This is a genomic window from Micromonospora sp. NPDC005806, assembly GCF_042871425.1.
In the GTDB taxonomy this organism is placed as follows: domain Bacteria; phylum Actinomycetota; class Actinomycetes; order Mycobacteriales; family Micromonosporaceae; genus Micromonospora.
In genome coordinates this window covers 22787-40044 of sequence record NZ_JBIAIL010000003.1, presented here as the reverse complement: position 1 = coordinate 40044, position 17258 = coordinate 22787, and the positions used below count along the sequence as shown (strand labels likewise).

The 17258-nt window shown below is 70.1% G+C and carries 10 protein-coding genes; 3 read left to right on the top strand and 7 right to left on the bottom strand.

From position 1 onward, the window contains the following. Nucleotides 1-151: 151 nt before the first annotated feature. Together ACFYOS_RS04950 and ACFYOS_RS04945 are read right to left on the bottom strand one after the other, a co-directional pair. Entirely contained in the window at nt 152-6358 is a 6207-nt protein-coding gene (locus tag ACFYOS_RS04950) for an RHS repeat-associated core domain-containing protein (protein WP_387136095.1), read from the bottom strand. Nucleotides 6359-6368: 10 nt separating this feature from the next. Then, the gene (locus tag ACFYOS_RS04945; RefSeq protein ID WP_387136094.1) at nt 6369-9689 is read right to left on the bottom strand and encodes a LamG-like jellyroll fold domain-containing protein; all 3321 of its coding nucleotides are present in this window, start codon (nt 9687-9689) and stop codon (nt 6369-6371) included. A 332-nt stretch (nt 9690-10021) separates the two neighbouring features. Between ACFYOS_RS04945 and ACFYOS_RS04940 the strand changes: the two genes are divergently transcribed. Together ACFYOS_RS04940 and ACFYOS_RS04935 are read left to right on the top strand one after the other, a co-directional pair. Then, entirely contained in the window at nt 10022-10702 is a 681-nt protein-coding gene (locus ACFYOS_RS04940; RefSeq protein WP_387136093.1) for an LUD domain-containing protein, read from the top strand. A gap of 93 nt (nt 10703-10795) precedes the next feature. Then, nucleotides 10796-10951 (top strand): hypothetical protein, encoded by a 156-nt coding sequence (locus ACFYOS_RS04935; RefSeq protein WP_387136092.1) that lies wholly within the window; start codon nt 10796-10798, stop codon nt 10949-10951. 67 nt (nt 10952-11018) lie between these two features. Here the strand turns inward: ACFYOS_RS04935 and ACFYOS_RS04930 are convergent, their stop codons facing one another. Continuing rightward, on the bottom strand, nt 11019-12509 hold the full coding sequence (locus ACFYOS_RS04930) for an MFS transporter (protein ID WP_387136091.1): 1491 nt from the start codon (nt 12507-12509) through the stop codon (nt 11019-11021). Between the two features lie 404 nt (nt 12510-12913). On the opposite strand from ACFYOS_RS04930, the gene ACFYOS_RS04925 reads away from it, so the two are divergent. Next, nucleotides 12914-13669: a DUF6081 family protein gene (locus ACFYOS_RS04925; protein WP_387136090.1), complete on the top strand. Its 756-nt coding sequence runs from the start codon at nt 12914-12916 to the stop codon at nt 13667-13669. Nucleotides 13670-13807: 138 nt separating this feature from the next. Here ACFYOS_RS04925 and ACFYOS_RS04920 read toward each other — a convergent pair whose 3' ends face one another. Genes ACFYOS_RS04920 through ACFYOS_RS04905 form a run of 4 tightly spaced genes read right to left on the bottom strand, consistent with a single transcriptional unit; the run spans nt 13808 to nt 16748 of the window. Next, entirely contained in the window at nt 13808-14305 is a 498-nt protein-coding gene (locus ACFYOS_RS04920) for a hypothetical protein (protein ID WP_387136089.1), read from the bottom strand. Further along, entirely contained in the window at nt 14302-15198 is an 897-nt protein-coding gene (locus ACFYOS_RS04915; RefSeq protein WP_387136088.1) for a hypothetical protein, read from the bottom strand. Before ACFYOS_RS04915 ends, ACFYOS_RS04920 begins: the two co-directional genes overlap by 4 nt. 60 nt (nt 15199-15258) lie before the next feature. Then, complete coding sequence (locus tag ACFYOS_RS04910; protein WP_387136087.1) at nt 15259-15603, bottom strand: ArsR/SmtB family transcription factor; 345 nt, start codon at nt 15601-15603, stop codon at nt 15259-15261. Further along, nucleotides 15600-16748 (bottom strand): NADP-dependent malic enzyme, encoded by a 1149-nt coding sequence (locus ACFYOS_RS04905; protein WP_387136086.1) that lies wholly within the window; start codon nt 16746-16748, stop codon nt 15600-15602. Before ACFYOS_RS04905 ends, ACFYOS_RS04910 begins: the two co-directional genes overlap by 4 nt. Nucleotides 16749-17258: the final 510 nt, after the last annotated feature.

Sequence of the window (17258 nt, the reverse complement as noted above, 5' to 3'; positions counted from 1 at the left end):
GATAGACGTCAGTTGTTCGGCTCAGCGGTCACGGAAGACAGGCGAGCGCGGACGGCGGCCACCGTCCGGACACGGCGCGTCCGGACAGGGACCCGGAACGCGGCTGGCCGCCGTGGCGGGATGCCACGACGGCCAGCCGGTTCACGGACGGCTACTGGCAAGAGCCGCGCCGGCAGCTGCTCCAGATGGTGTAGCTCATGGTCATCCCACCTGCCGTAATGCCCTGGTTTTCGGTGCCGATCCAGCCACCCGCAGGGTTGGTGCCGACGGAGACATCCCAGTCATCCCAATCGACCTTGCCGGTCTTCTCGTCGATGCCGTAACCGCCACCCCATCGGCCAACGCTTCCCGAGACGCTGATGTCGTGGCGCCCGTGGGACCGATGGGAGTAGGAAATGGTCGGGAACAGCGAGCCGGGACCGGGCAGAGTCGGGTTGCTGTTGATCGATGCACTCACGCTGATCTTGCCGTTCTGGAACTTGACCTTGTAGCACGTTCCTACACAGGCCGACCAACCGATGCCCACGTGCTTGTAGAGATGGTCGTACAAGCCACCGTTACGGGGAATCGGATCCTTGCCGCAGATGCTGGTGTAGCCGGCGTACCGGGCCATGCAGTGCATCCACTGGTCCTTCTTGGCCTTCAGCGCGGCCAGCCGGGCCCGTTTCGCGGCCTCCTCCCGGGCTTTCTTGGCCGCGTACTCGCGGGCCAGCCGGCGTGCCTCGGCCGCCTTCCGCTGGTCGTACATGTGCAGATCGGCGGGCGAGACCTTCTTGCGCTTCGGGTGGTAGTGGTGGTTGCCGCTGCCGCCGTACTCGCAGCCGTCGCAGAAGTGCGAGCCACCCGAACTCGACGAGCGCTTCTTCGTCGACTTCTTCTTCTTGGGCTTGCTCTTGTGGGCGTTCGGGGTGTCGTAGCCGCCACAGGCATCGCAGTAGTGACCGGTGCCCGGGTCGTACGACCAGCGACCGTCCGGGTCGCTCTCGGTCATCGGGGTGTTGTTGGCGTAGGCGTACCCGTTCATCTGCTGCGGTTCGTTGGGGTTGATCAGCGGATCGACCGAGATGAACCGTCCGGTCACCGGGTCGTATTCCCGGACGCCGAGCTGGGTCAGTCCGGTCGGGTCGACGGTGCCGCCGACGAAGCCCTTCTCGGTCGGCCAGCTCGGGGTGGCCCCGCGCTGCTTGCCGAAGGGCAGGTAGCGGCGCTGGGTGACAGCGAGGTCATCAGCGTCGATGGACAGCTGTGCGGTGCCGTGCCGGTCAGCGGCCTCGAAGGTGAGACCGGCGACGGTCCGCACCGCGGTGACCGAGCCGAGCGGGTAGTAGCGGGTGGCGGACACCGCCCCGGTCGCCTTCGTCAACTTCAGCTCGGTGCCGCCGAGGTAGAGGGTGACGGCGTCCGCGTCCCGGCGGATCAGCCGGTTGCCGTTCGCGTCGTACAGGTAGTCGGTGGTCTTGCCGCCCTCGGTCACCGAGGCCAGCGTGCCCTCGGGGTCCCAGGTCAGGGCCTGCGCCGAGCCGGCCACGTTCCGGCCGACGGTGTTGCCGGTGCTGTCGTAGCTGAACGAGTTGGTCTGCCCCCCGGTAGCCACCGTGGACAGCGCGTGCGGCTGCGGCGAGCCGGCCGGCGGGTACGTCGAGGTGCTGGTCACCCCGGCGCCGGTGGTGGTGTCGTAGTTGGTTTCCGTGAGTCGGTTACCGGTCTTGTCGTACGTCCAGGACTGCCAGTACGGGGCCGGACCACCCAGCACCGACGGGCTCGGGGCGGCGGCGCAGTTGTCCGTCGCCGTCCAGCCCTGGGTCAGCCGACGCAGGTAGTCGTAGCTGAAGCACTGGGTGTCCGCCGTCCCGCCGAGCGGCGTGTCGGCGATCCGCGTGACGTTGCCGGCCGGGTCGTAGCTGTAGTTGACGTCCGCCAGGTGCAGCGGGGCGACCGTGCGGTCGACCAGCGAACGGGTCAACCGGCGGGTCGCGTCGTCGTAGAAGAAGGTCTGCGCGACCTGCTTCCCGGCGACCGCCTGCAGGGTGTACTGCGCCGGCTCGTCGAACGGGGTGTAGCTGGCCGCGGTCAGCATGGTCGCCAACCCGGTCTGGGCGGTCTGCAACCGGCCGTCACCGTCGTAGCCGTACCGCAGGGTCTCCGCGGTCAGACCCCCGGCCGCCGGGTAGGAGACGAGCAGCGGCAGCCCGGTGGCCGTGTAGCCGGTGTTCACCCGGTAGCTGCCGGCCAGGTTGCCCTCGCTGGCCGGGATGGTGACCGTGCTGCCGAGCGAGCGGTAGCGCAGGTCGTAGCCGTTGACCGCGGTGGTGTAAGCGTTGCCGTTCACGTACCGGGTCGACGTCGCCGGCTGTCCCTTCACCACCGCACCGCTGGCCAGCGTGTCGTACGTCCAGGCGGCCCGCTTCGGTCCCGCGGTCGACCCCTCGTAGAGGCCGGTCCGGCGGCCCAGGTCGTCATAGCTGTACGCCAGGGTGGTGCCGCGGGCGTCGGTCTCGGTGAGCAGCTGGTCGGCGTTGTCGTAGGTGTAGGTGGTGGTTCCCTTGTCCGGGTCGTCGTCGCGCACCTTGCGCCCGCGCAGGTCGTAGGTGTACCGCCAGACGTTGCCCGCCGGGTCGGTGACCGTCGCCAGGTCACCCGAGCGGGTGTAGGTGTAGGTGGTGGCGTCGTAGCCGCCCGTCGGTGAGTCCGAGGTGTACTGGCGGAGCTCGCTGGTCTGCCCGTGGGCGTCGGTGAGCGTGGTCGTCGGGGTGTCGCCGGCCGGCGGGTCGACGGTGGTCCGGTCGCCGCCGTAGCTGGTGGTGGTACGCCACTTCTCGACGCCATAGGAGAGCAGGATCTGGTTGGTCTCCCGCTCGTCACCGTCCTGCACGAAGCGGGTCTGCGACGGCACGGTGTTGTCGGCAACGGTCAGCAGGGTGGTGCCGGCGGCCGCGCTGTTCCAGTACGGCGCGTTGGTCTTGACCGTCTGGCCACGCGAGTCGTAGAAGGTGTCGGTGACGACTCGGCCACCGCCGGAGGCCGGCTCCTGGGTCTGACGCGGCCGCAGCCGGCCGTCGTAGAACGCGTACGCCGGGTCGTAGCCGCCGTCGTCACGCAGGCTCTGCGTGGTCACGACGTTCGGTCCCGAGGTCTGCACCAGGTAGGAGAACTTCAGGTTCGCCGGCGCACCGGCGGACTTGGACTGGTCCGTCAGCCAGACCGCTGTGAGCCGGCCGAGCGGGTCGTAGGTCAGGTCGGTACGGCGACCGTTGGCGTCGACCGTGGCGACCTGCGCACCCCAGGCCGGCTCCATCGTGGTGGTCGTCGTGTGTCCGAGTGCGTTGGTGGCGGCGACGGCGGTGGTCGGCCCCCCGCTGACCGGCGTGTACACCGTGCTGGTCTTTTGATCCAGGGCGTCGTACGAGTTCAGCGGCCGGCCGTAGCTGTCGTAACTGACCCGGGTCACCTGCGCGTACGTCGGGGTGCCGCCCGAATAGTTGACGAGCTCCTGGGTCAGGGTCTCGTCGCCCCTGGTCGGCGCGGTGCCGAAGGTGGTGGAGCCGTCGTAGAAGGTCCGGCCGTCGGAGAGCACGTCCGCAGGGCGGGACGGGCTCACCGAACAATTCACCGAGACCCGCTCGACGCGCACCTCGTAGTCGACCATCCAGGCCCCGGTGTTGCGGGCGTAGGTGGTCCGGTTGCACTCGTCGTCGGCGCTCGTCGACGTATCGCCGAGGTCGCTGACCTGGGTCGGCAGCCCGTACGAGTCGAAGCTGGTCTGCGTCTCGGTGCGCCGATACCCGGAGGTCAACGCGATCCGGTTGCGTTTCTCGGCCACCCCGGTCAGGTATGCCTTGGTGGACCCGTGGGCGGCGGTGGCCGCCGAGATCCACGCGTCGTCGATCTCACCGTCCAGTTCGCTGCCGCCGACCCCGTTGTAGGTGATCGATTCCCGAACGAACCCGGCGAGCGCCGGGTGGTCGGTCACCGCGACCCCCTCGGAGTCGGTCACCGAGACGCTGCGGGTGCCGCTGGTCAGCTTGTCGCCGTCCATGCCCCGCAGGTAGAGCGTCTCCTGCTGGGAGCGCACCTCGCCCGGCGCACCGTGGGTGACCCGCACCCGGCCGTACCCGCGCCACTCGCTCCAGGTCCGGTACTTGGCCGGGGTGAGCTCGTTGTCGTCGTGATGCCAGGCCCCGCCGCCGAGGTACTCGTAGTCGGTCTCCTCGATCCCGGCGATGCCGGACTGGTCGTCGGACAGGACCTGGATCGGGACGTACTTGTGGAACCAGTCCAGCTGGGGCGTTATGGCGCCCTCCGGGGTCCAGTACTGGGGGAAGCACCGGCGGGCGTTCGAGTCAGGGGTCGGCGGCGCCGCCCGGGTGCACTCCTTGGCCGAGTAGTTGACCCGCACGTGGCCGCCCGACTCGTCGTACACGTCGGTGAGCCGCCACTTGTACATCGGTGGGATGCCCTCCTGCGCATCCACCCGATTCTCCAGCTGGGTGCCCTCGAAGGTGACGGCCGGCAGGGCGGTGCTGCCGCCCACCTTGCCGGTGTCGGTGAGGGAGGCCAGCCACAGCGCCGGCGAGGTGCCGTCGCCGGGGTCCCGGAACTGGTAGCCCAGGGTCCAGGTGTCGACGTCGCGGTAGGTGGTCCCGGAGACCCACACCCGGGTGGTGACGCTGGCCAACCGCTTACGCGTCCAGAACGTCGGGGCGAACAGGTCGGTGCAGGTCGCGCCGGCCGCGCAGGCCTGGTCGTACGGGACGTCGGGCCAGTTCTTCGCGGTGTCCTTGGTGATCACACCGGTGCCGCAGGTCGCACCCGCCGCGCACCGCTCCTCGACGCCGAAGGCGACCTGCATCGGCGCCGGCGCCGAATACATGGTGTCGGAGCGCTGGCCGTAGTCGACCCGGGTCAGGTAGCCGCCCCGGTGGTACGCGGTGCCGGCCGACGGCGTCATGTTGCGACCGTAGTAGTTGGTCTCGGTGGTGTAGAAGTACGACATCGCGTTGCCGTCCGGGTCGACCACGTAGTCGAGGTTCCATCGCCAGGCCTGGTTGCAGTAGGACGTCGCGAAGGTCGAGGCGTGGCAGGGCTCGCCGGTGTCGTTGCCGAAGACCGGCGCCGTCCACGCCGAGTTCGTCACCTCCTTGCCGGTGGTCCAACCGGGCAGCCGGTTGAGCCCGAAGAAGTACTGAGTGCCGTCGCGGCTGGTGAGCTTCCAGTACTCACCGTCGTTGTCGCCGTTCGTGGCACCGGTCAGCCGCTCCACCCGGGAGCCGTCATCGTTGCGCAGCCGCCAGGCGCCGGTGGTGTCGTCCTTGGCCAGTTCGATGGTCCGGTCGTTCAGGGTGATGAACGCGTTGTCGGTCTCCCAGCACAGGTCGTACGGCTTCGGAGTGGTCGTCGCGTCGTCCGAGCACGACTTGTACCGCCGCTCGATGAAACCCTCGTTGAGGTCCCAGCCCTCGCCCACCCAGGACGCCTGGTTGTTGGTGCCGGCGGTCCGGCCGTCCACGCTGCCCGAGGAGTAGGAGATGTTCAGGTCCGGCTCCGGGCCACCGAATGACGGCGGCCCGTCCATCGGGTACGTCCAGCTGAAGTCGCCGGCCGATCCGCCGGCCTCCCAGGATGCCGAGGCGGCCAGCGGGGTCGCCGAGTAGCTGCCAGCGCTGCCGGCCGGCGCCGCGGTGGCCGCCAGCAGGGTCGCCGTCGCGCCGACCGAGATGTCGGCGGTGAGTTTGCCGGCCCGAACCGCATTGTCGGTCGGCAGCGCCTTCTCGGCCCGGCACTCCGGGCGTTGCGGGCTGGTCAGCGCACATTCCGGCAACTGGACCAGATGAAGTCGGGACGCCCAGTCCCCGCCGTAGGCGGCGCGGAACGAGGAGTAGTCGACCTCGACCGACACCCGGCCGGCGCGCGCCGCTCCGACGGTGACCAGCAGGCCGGTCACGCCGGCCCGCTCGGTGGTCGACCGGTCGAGCACCTGGATCCGGACCCGGTCCGGACTGATCGCCGGTTCACCGGCCTTGGCCGCAGTCGGGCGGACCGGCTGACCCACCCGGACCGGGAGAGCGCCGGCCTGCTGGCGGGTCGCCCCGACCGGCACGGCCACCTCGGCCGTGGCGGCCGCCGGCCAGCGGACCACCGGCGCCGACCGCCGCACCGCGGCCGCGCCCGGGTCGGCCGGCATCGGGCGGCCGACGAAGTCGCGGCCGGGCACCGACCGCTGTGCCTGCGTCGCCGACCGCCAAGGCCCGGGAGTGGGCGGTGCCGCGGACGCCGGGGTGGCCACCAAACCGCCGGCGAGGACGGCCGCGGCGGTCGCCCCCGCGAGGCGGATCCGAATGCGTGTCCAGCTGAGCATCATCGCCGGCCTCCTACGCCTGGTTGGCGACGTCGTTGTAGCTGTCGAAGATCTCCTGATCGGAGAGGACGCCCGCGTACACCCGGACGTCGTCGATCCCGCCGGTGAAGTACTGCGAGAACGTCACGTCGGAGGCCTGACCGCGGCCGATCAACAGGCTGCCGCCGGCGTTCCACGCGCTGGCGTGGTACGTCTCGGCCACCGCCTGGCCGTTGACGTAAAGCCGCAGCCGGTGTGCCTGCGCGTCATAGCCGGCCGCGAGCTGAACCCAGGTCCCGACGGTCGGTGTGTCGAACAGGTCAACCGCCTCGTGCAGCTCAGACCCGGAGGCGTCAGTGACCGAGGTCTGCACGGACCACTGGTACGCCGCGTAGTCGGTGTTCCAGGAGTAGCCGAGGTTGAAGCCGGCCACCGTGCCGCCGAGCTGGCTGACCGCGATCCCGTTCTTGGTCAGGCTGTCCGGCCGGACCCAGGCGGTCACCGTGTAGCTCGCGTCGGTCCGCGCGGCCGGCCCGGAAGCGGTCAGCACACCGGTGGAACCGTTCACCGCCACGGCGTTGCCGCTGACCCCGGCGATCCGGGTGACACCGGTAGCGGACCAGGTTGCCAGGTGGCCGCCGACCGCGTCGGCCGCCGTGGTGCCGGTCGTCTCGTCGAGCTTCCACTGCCCGGCCAGCCGGGGCACCTGCTGCAGCTCGCCGGCCAGCAGCACCCGGTTGTAGACCCGCACCGCGTCGATGTCACCGGTCCAGTACTCGCCGAACGTGCTGTGCACCAGCGAGCGGCCGAGCTGCAGGCCGCCGGTGGAGCTCCATGGCGTGGTGAATGCGGTGGTTGCCTCCAGCACGCCGTTGACGTACAGCCGGATCTGTTGGGCCGGCGCGTCGTACACCCCGGCCAGGTGGGTCCAGGTGTTCGCCGCCGGGGCGCTCGTCCCGACGGCCCGGGTGTAGTTGTCGGCGTCGGCGTCGGCCGGCGTGCGGTTGAACACCCAGTGCCGGTAGGAGCTGGAGTAGTAGAGCGCGAAGACGCTCGCATGCGCGCCCACCTGGGTCAGCGCGACGGCGTTGTGGGAGGTGTCGGTCAGCCGTACCCAGGCGCTGATCGAGAACGACTTCGTCGGATCGACGACCGGGCCCGCCGTCGCCGCGTAGCCGCTCACGCCGTCCAGGTGCAGAGCGCCGCCCTGGACGCCGTCCGACCAGGTCGCGCCGCCGGCGAGCGGGGCGTCGTGGGCACCGGCCGAGGAGTCGACAGCGACAGTGCCGTCACCGGTCTCGTCCAGCATCCACTCGCCCACCGGTCCGGGTGGCGAGGCGGCGTAGAAGACCACTGTGGCGACGGAGGATCGATTGCCCGCCTTGTCCACCGACCGGACGTTGAGCCAGTTGACAAACCGGTCCGGGGTAAGCGAGACGGTCACCGAGCCGCCCGCCGTGGCCGGCGTGGCCGTCTTGTTCAACGCGGTGGCGTCACCGTTGACGCTGTACTCGTACGAGGTGACGTCAGTGCCGCCGTTGGCGCCGAAGGTCACCGAGGTGCTGACGCCCATCACCGCGTCGCCCTCGGCGCCGTCCGGGAACGCGCTGGAGGTCATCGTCGGGATCGGCGGTCTGCTGGTGTCGACCTGGAACTCGCACCAGGCACTCCAGGCGCTGCTGTCGGTGCCGTCCTCGGCCCGGACCCGCCATTTGGCGATCGAGCCGTTGGTGAACGCCCCGGACGGAACCGTCTTCGCCACAATGGTCGGCGTCTTGCCGGCCACGGACGCGGAAGTGTACTCGCCGACCGGCGCCGTGCCGCCCACCGCCCACCACTGGAAGTGCGCCTTCACGGCGTTGTCCGGGTCGCTGACCGAGGCCCGTAGCGTCGGGGTCGCCGTGCCGAGCATCAGCCGGCCGGATCCGATGGTGCAGGTGGACGACCCGTCGGTGGTCAGGTTCGTCGGGTTGCTCGGCACGGTGTTGTAGCTGATAGTGATCGACGGCTTGTTCCGGAACCGCTTCCAGGACAGCGTGTCCTTGTTGGACTCCGCGGTGCTGGAGGCCCGCAGCCCCTGGGTGACGTTGCTCCATCCGCCCGCCGCGGCGTTGACGACCTGCGTGGTGACGTTGAACTCCACGCCACCGGCCGGGCAGGACGACGAGAAGCCCTTGGCGAGGCTCTTGTAATCCATCCGGTATGCCCAGGTCGGCTGGTTGTTCCAGGTCGTTGACGACGAAATGGCGTTGGTCGCCCACACCTCCACCTGCCGGGCGGTGCAGGAGCGGGACCACACCTCGTACGTCTGCAGCGTGGCCCCGAGGATGTGCTTTCCCTTCACGCCGGTGGTGTCGAACCGGAAGAAGGATCGGGTCAGCTTCCCGTCGGTGGCGTCGTAACCGACCCGGGCCTCGTCCTCGGCGTCGTTGGCGCCGTTCCAGAACGACAGGCTCGGCAGGTTGCTCCACACCTGTGTCCAGGCCAGTCGGGCACCCGACCAGGACGGATCGATGTAGACCGGGTACCGGGTGACGGCGTCGGTCAGCATTTGCCGGTCGGGCACCAGGGCCAGCTCGTCCGGGCTCACCCCGACCCGCATCGACCGGACCCGGCCGCCCGGCACCTGCCGGCTGCCGGCGCCGGTGGAGTCCCACATGTACGGCGCGGGGGCTTCGAAGACCGGACGCCCGGACCGGTCCACCGCGGTCAGGTTGCCGCCGGGCGTCGGTCGTACCGTCACGCCGCTGGTCGTGGTGCGCAGCCGGACGGTCGCGAGGGCGGGGTTGGCCGCCGCCTGCGCCGACTTGACCACCAGTAGTTGGGTGAAGCCCTCCGCGCTGGCCCGCATGGTCAGGTCGACGCCGGGCAGCACCTCCGGATAGGTGGCGGTGTCACCGGAGAGCACCGGGGTGGGCAGCTTCCCCGGCCAGTGCAGCGCCAGCTCGGCGCCGTCGCGACGCAGCCGTACCAGGGGGGTGTCGCCACCGGCGGAGAAGGCCATGTCCAATGTGGTGGCCGCCGGTGCCACCATGCCGGCCGGGCCAGGACGCAGGTTCGTGTCGACCGGCACCCAGCCGGTCCCGCGGCGGACCCGCACCGGGACGACGAACTGCTGCAGAGTGAAGGTGCCGTCGGGGTTGGCGAAGACCTGCTGCCGGTCGGTACGCAGGGCGGTGGCCTCCACCCGGCGACCGGCCGCTACCGCGGCCGACCGGGCCGCCACCTCCCCCAACTCGCCCTGCGCTGGCGGCGCCGCCGTCGCGGCGAGCGGTGTGACGGCCACCAGGGCCGAGGCTGTGGTCACCAGGCTGACCAGTGACGCGAGTGGGGCGGACATCTTCCGGGCACGCATCGCAGACCCTTCCGCAGACATCAGTTGCCGGCAGCATCCCGGGCGGCGCTATCGCCGCACTACCGTCCGGATATCACGGCGCTCATCGACTCCGACGACACCGTCGGACCGGCGCTGACCGGGCCGATGTGACCGGACTGACCCGTGGGGTCAGCGGCGCTCTCGCCGGGCTGCAGCGCCGGGAGGCCGGCCATGATCCGGGACGCGTCGCGGGGCTCTCGTTCTCCGGGCCGCCAGCCTCTGACCCACACATCACGGCACCGGCGAACAGCACCCTGATCGAAACCCCAGCCCGCGACAGCGGCTGAAACAACAAACAAGCGAGGAACCACATGACCACCCCGACCACCACCGAGGCTGGCCTGCCGCTCGACGAGACCTCCGAGCAGGCAGCCACCGAGGAGCAGCTGCAGCGCGCTGCCGAGGCGCTTCGCGAACACAACTTCGCTGTCGAGATCGTCGAGCGTGTTGCCGACGCTCGCGCGCTGGTCAACCGTCTGCTGCCCACCGACAAGACGATCTTCACCTCGTCCAGCGAAACGCTTCGTCTGTCCGGACTGGACGACGACATCAACACCTCGGGCCGGTTCACCCCGATGCGCCCGAAGCTCATGAAGCTTCGGGAGGAAGGACGATTCGACGAGATGCGTATCGCAGGCGCCGCGCCCGACGTCGTCGTCGGCAGCGTCCACGCGGTGACCGAGGACGGGCGGCTCCTCGCCGCCTCCGCCAGCGGAAGCCAGCTCAGCCTCTACAGCTTCAACGCGGCCCCAGAGTATCTGGGTCGTCGGCGCCCAGAAGGTCGTCCCGAACCTCGAGACCGCCCTGCGACGCATCGAGACCTACTCCTACCCACGGGAAGTCGCCCGATTCCGTGCGTTGACCGGCCAACCCGCCATGCTCGCCAAGATCCTCATCATCAACCGCGAGATGTTCCCCGAGCGCGGCACCGTCGTCCTCGTCCGCGAGCCCATCGGCTACTGATGGCCGGCCAGCAGCAGGAAACGCCGTGATCACCCAGGGCTCCGCGCGGCCGGACCACGCCTTCTTCGCGGTTCTTCACATCCAACTGCCTATCTTGCCGCCATGTGATTCAGGAGTCGGACATGATCTTTGAGCCCGCTCACCGCAGCTGCCACGATGACCGACGGTATCGGGCGGCCCGGCGGCGGATCCGGGAGACCCTCGCGGTGCGCCGGGCGTGCGCGGCGGCCGGGCAGCGGACCGTCGAACCCTCCACCGAGTCGAAGCCGGCCGGGTGACGTGCCGCGGGAGCGGGATGGCAGCTTCGCCCCGGTCATCGTGCGCAAGCGGCAGCGGCGGCAGGGCTCAGCCCATGTGCACGGCACCGCCGGCGGGGACGTCCTGCCGGTGGACCTTGATCAGGATCAGGGTCGTCAGGCCGGAGAGCAGGATCAACCCGGCGCCCCAGGCGAAGGCCACCGAGTACCCGTGGACCAGCGCCCTGACCTGGGTGGCCGGGCCCGGCACCCGGGTCGCGAGGTACCCCGTCACCGCGCTGGTGTACATGGTGTTGAGCAGCGCCGTGCCGAGCGAGCCGCCGACCTGCTGGGTGGCGTTCAGCGTGGCGCTGGCCGCGCCCGCGTCGTGCTCGGGCACCGCATACAGGGCGAGGCTGGACAGCGGCACGAACGTGAAGCCGAGCCCCAGGCCGAGGACGACCTGGGCGGGTAGCAGGTGGGTGACGAACGAGGTGTCCACGTGGACCTGGGTGAGCACGAGCATGCCCAACGCCGCCAGCGCCGCGCCGCCCACCATCAGCGGCTTTGCGCCGACGCGGGGCAGCAGCTGGCTGGCGCCACCCGCGGCGAGCAGCACGCCGGCGGTCACCGGCAGCGAGGCCAGGCCGGCCTCCAACGGCGTGTACCGCAGCACCACCTGGAAGTAGAAGGTCAGGAAGAGGAACGCGCCGAAGAGGCCGGCGCCGATCAGCGTGGAGGCGAGGTACGCCCCACCGCGGTTGCGGTCCAGCAGGATCCGCATCGGCAGCAGCGGGTGGCGGGAGCGCAGCTCGATCAACACGAACGTGGCGAGCAGCGCGACGCCCACCACAATGAACGTGATCGTCGCGGTGGCTTTCCAACCGTGCTCGGCGGCCCGGGTGAACCCGTACACCAGGCTTACCAGGCCGGCGGTGACCACCAGCGCTCCGGGCACGTCGTACCGGGTGTCGCCGTGCGCCCGGCTCTCCGGCACCAGCGGGATCGCGGCGGCCAGCGCCACGGCGGCGATCGGGATGTTGACCAGCAGGCACCACCGCCAGTCGGCGTACTCGGTGAGCACGCCGCCGAGCAGCAGGCCGACGGCGGACCCGCCACCGGCGATCGCGCCGTAGACGGCGAAGGCCTTGGCCCGCTCCCGCGTCTCGGTGAACAGCACGGTGAGCAGCGCGAGCGAGGCTGGGGCGAGGAGCGCGCCGAACGCGCCCTGCAACGCGCGCGCGGCGAAGAGCATCCCGCCGCTGGTGGCCAGCCCGCCGACGGCCGAGGCGAGCGCGAAGCCGGCCATGCCGACCAGGAAGGTCCGCTTGCGGCCCCAGTAGTCGGCGATCCGGCCGCCGAGCAGTAGCAGCCCGCCAAAGGTCAGCGTGTACGCCGTGACCACCCACTGCCGGTCGGCGTCGGTGATCGCCAGGTCGGCCTGGGCCTGGGGAAGCGCGATGTTCACGATCGTGGCGTCCAGCACCACCATCAGTTGGGCGACCGCGATGACCGCGAGCGCGACCCAACGCCGCGGGTGCGCCGCTGCCGCCGCCTCTGCGTCTGGCGAGCCGGGGCCGGTGGAGGTGGTTCCGGGCATGGTGCGGCCTCCGTGAAGACTCGTTGCCGGCGATGTACGCCGGGACGGTCAGGCGGGGCGGGGAGCGACGACCTGGGTCAGGAAGGCCTCGCCGGCGGGCGGGCGGCAGGCGGGGGCCCGGGACGTGACCGGCGCGAAACCGTGTCACGTCCGACGGTAGTTGGCGGGATTCCGTCCGCGCAGCGGCTTCGGATTTCCTCCGCGCCGGGATCGGCGACCGCGACAACCTTGGGCGAGCTCGCAGCGGCGCGCTCGGCTGCTGAGTTCCACCCGTGCAGGCGGCGAGTGCGGCCCGACTCGTGATCCCCGGGGCGGGTGGCTGTCGGCTTTCCCGGCCTGGTCAGGGCCGGCGGAGGCGTATCTTCGACGGGCGGTGCAATTGCCGTCGCGAGGGAGGATCCGGCATGACCGCCAACGATGCCGCCGGCAACCAGCGCGGGACCGAGTGGTCGACGTACGACGACTTCGCATCCGGTGACCTGAGCCGGTGGTCAACGCTGGAGGTGCCGCTCGGTGCGGAGGTACGCCGTCACGAGGAGCCGAACGAGATTGTCCGCGTCGCCGGCGGCGCCGAAGTCGACGTCCCGCGCTTCAGTCTGCGCTTCGACGGCTCGCACATGCTGGACGACCCCAAGCACGCGTACGTCTCGCGCGCGCTGTTCGCACTCCCCGACCACGGTACGGCACGTTTCGCCGTCGAGATGTCAGCGCAGAGCCATCACGGCAACGCGCACGACTTCCGCGACGGCGTCGCCATCTTCAACGTCGTGAACATGTCGACCGGGACGGTGTTCGACTTCGCCACATCAGGGGAGCGGATCTGGGCGTTGCACGAGCAACTACCGCTGCCCAACGTGGCACCTGAAAACGCGTTCACGTACCTCATCGAAGCTCCGTTCGCTGGCACGCGAAGCGCGCCCGGCCACTCCAACCAGTACGTGATCGAACTCGACACCGACCAACCACGCGCCCGCTGGTTCGTCGACGGCAAGCTCACCTACACGGTCACGCTCGACCAACTACCCGACCGCGTGGGTCTCGGCTTCGGCCTGTTCACGCTGCACCCCCAGGCCCACGGCCGCAGTACATCGATCCGCGGTCAGGGGATGCGCGGGGCATGGCGGAGCTTCCGCTTCGCCAACGCGCGCCAACTCGACTAGTGCCCCGTCATGCAGCCTTGAACGGTAATCCGCCTGGCGGATCTTGGAGCCGGCGGCTGCTCACCACGCCTCACGGCCGAACACTGTAGATCATCCTCTACAAGGGGCAAAGCCGCTAGATCATTTTGTTGGGACCTCTTAGTTGCAGTTCGTCAGTGCGATCCTGCTACGGATCGGCCCGAGCCGGAGCCCGGTCACGAGATCCCCGGCCTCGGCGAGTGCCGTCACGTCCAACTCACCACTGCGCGCCGCCGTCCAGAAGCCGTCGGCCTCCCCACTGGTGCCGGGAGGAAATGTCAGCTCCATCTCGATCTGGACCGTATCCGCGAGATCGAGCGCGTCCTCGCCGCCCGGCATACCATCGTGCCATTCGACCGCAGGGATGGCGAAGCGCCGGGCGAGCAGCAGCCGCGGCGGGCCGTCCGGCCGTTCGGAGGCACCGAACTCGAGAACCAGGGTGTCCGCTTCCACGTCACCGTCCCAGCGGTCGAAGAGACCGTCCAACGGGACCACGAGGAACGCTCGGAAGGCACGCCACGCGAGGCCGACGTCCTGGATGCAATCCGGGTCGCCGCCTTCCGCCGCGACCAGTCGGCGCAGTTCCTGCAGTCCGTCACGCCACGAGAGAGCTGTCATGGCTGCATCTGATCACCCAGGCCGTCACGATCGCCAGGACTCGGCCTATTCGGCATGTAGATCACACGCAGGTCGCCGTCGCCGTAGCCGTCCCCCCGCGTCGGACGCGTCGTGTTCGAGGCTGGCCATGACGGTGGTGGCAAGGTCGGCGCGGCCGGTGTAGGTGCGCCAGTAGAAATCGCGAGCAGCGGGGGCCTGCTCCTACCTGGCATCAGAGGTCGTTTCCGGCGTAGGAGAGGTTGAAGCTTTGTTGGTGAGGGGAAGTCGGGGACGATTGTGTCGGCGAGTGCGACGGGCAGGGCCGGCCAGTTGAAGAACGAGGGGTCGACGATTTTGGCGCGGGTGATGGCGCCGTCCGGGTTCAGTTCGACGCGGTGGGTGATGGCGCCGCGCCAGCCTTCGACGATGCCTACGTCGGCCGCTCGGCGTCCGGGTGCCGGCAAGGTGTGCTTGCTGGCTGCCGTGCCGCTGGTGAGGGTGGGCAGGAGCGCGGTGAGGATCGCTGCGGAGGTGCGGATTTCGTCGGCGCGTACGAGGAAGCGGGCCAACACGTCGCCGTTGGTGTGGACGGGGATGGTGAGGGCGTCGAGCCGCGCCTCGTACGTCTTACGTAGCGCCCCTGCCATGTTCACCGTGACCGGGCCCGTCACTGTCAACACGTCAGCGTGCCGCGGCGAGGCCACCAGCCGCACCCCATGCCGCTCGGCTGTCATACACCGGGCTGAACGGCTGCCGATCTCGATCTCGCAACCGTTACACGACCCGGCATCCACGTGCCGCACCTGCGCCGATCCATCCAACGCGGCCGCGGCCGGCAGCGGTTGCGCCGACGCGCCCGGGGCGCGCTCGGCCACCCGACCCAAGCTGCGGATCTTGCCGATCAGCCCCACCATCCACTCCCCCTCATCGACGTCCTCCCGGGCCTTCCTGCCCGCGCTGCTGGGAGCGCGCGCTCACGAGGAATCAGCCCGCTCAGCGGCGCGTAGATCACCCAGCAGCTCGGCCTGACTGGTCAACACCTCGGTCAGGATCCGCCGCGCCACCGCCAGCAACTCCGCCACCTGCGGGCTGACCAGCGAGTAGTACACGGTCGAACCGTCTCGGCGAGTCACCACCAGGCTCGCCCGGCGCAGCACCGCCAACTGTTGCGACAGATGCGCCGCTTCGATACCCACGTGCGGCAGCAACTCCGACACCGCATGCTCCCGCTCCGCGAGAAGCTCGAGGACCCGAATCCGCGCCGGATGCCCCAACGTCTTAAAAAACTCGGCCTTGGCCTGATACAACGGCGTACTCACGAGCCCACCCCTTCCTGGGGAGACACGCTACGAGCTGCGTCCTGCCGCGGCACGCCGCCGGCCGGAGGCGAACTGCGCCGAAGTTCGGCCGCGACCGCCGCCACCGCCCCCGCCACGGTAGGCACGACCCGATTGTCGCGCACCCCAGGCAGCAGCCGGGTGGCCGACAGCTCCTCCCGGGAAATCAGCCCGGCAAGCACATCAGCGGCGGCCAGCTTCATCGACGTCGTGAACCACGTTGCCTCCGCATCCAGCGCACCCCGGAACACCCCCGGGAACACCAGCGCGTTGTCGATCTGGTTCGGGTGGTCGGCGCGACAGGTGGCCACCACCGTGGCGATGTCACTCACCAGTTGCGGGCGGATCTCCGGCTGGGGTGCGGCCAACGCGAACACCACCGGCGCCTCGCCCATCGACGCCACCAACTCCCGGGTCAGCACCCCCGCCCGGGAGAACCCGACCACCGCGTCCGCCCCAGCCAATGCCTCAACCAGCCCGCCCCGCACCCGCCGCAGATTGGTCCACCCGGCAAGACACGCCTCATGCGGCGGCAACCGGGGCACGTCGTCGCGGTGCAGCACCCCGCCCCGCACGACCACCACCACATCGGTGGCGCCGCCGGCCACCAGCAACCTCACCGTCGCCGCACCCGCCGGCCCGGCCCCGATCACCACCAGCCGCGCCGACTCCACCCGCTTGCCCACCACCCGCAACGCGTTGCGCAGCGCGGCCAGCACCACAATCGCCGTACCGTGCTGGTCGTCGTGAAAAACGGGGATGTCCAGCGCCTCCTGCAGCCGTCGCTCCACCTCGAAACAGGCCGGCGCCGCAATCGCCTCCAGATCGATCGCATCGAACGAGGGAGCCAGCGCCCGCACCGCCGCCACGAACTCGTCCGGGCCCGTGGACGCCAGACAAATCGGCACCGCCTCAATCGCGGCCAGCTGGGCAAACAGGACCGCCTTGCCGTCCACCACCCGCAACGCCGCCGCCAGTCCCACGGCGCCCCGGCCCGGTACCGCTGTGCCGTCGGTCACCACCGCGACCCGGTTCCGCCGCCTGGTCACCTCGTCCGCCGCAGGGGCAGCTCGCTCCCTTTCTGGCGGCCTGCCACCTGCCGCCAATCCCTCGCGCCGTCCTGGCATCCGGGACCGCCGTTCCTGTCAGCATCCATCAATGAGGCCGCCTACGTACCAGCGACCGCGACTGCGAGGCGTCAGCCACCCGGACGGGCGCGGCGTAAGCCGCCTCCCCACCTTGGCGATCTGCAACCAAGCGCATCTCGCGACTTGCTAAAGTTAGCAAGTCATGAGGGCGTCGGGAAGCGGATCACACATAGAGCCAGCACGGAGCCCTGGGACCAGTCCGGCATATCGACCGCGGGCGGCCCTGTCGGCAGAGATTCGACGCCCCCCGTGCTCGCTGCGATGACGGCGCCCTGATCCGGCATGGCCCGCCGGCCCATCTCTCGTACGGCGGGCCATGCCGCCTCCCGCAGCCGGGAACGACGGCCGGCTGGCAACCCTTGGACTCCCATGCCGGGATGCCGACAGGAGGAGAAGCCAACCCATCGCACCGAACTCGCCGGCAACCTCACCACTCGACGGCCTCGCCAGCCGTGCCGGCCTGGTAGCCGCCGACGCCCGTTCACCCAC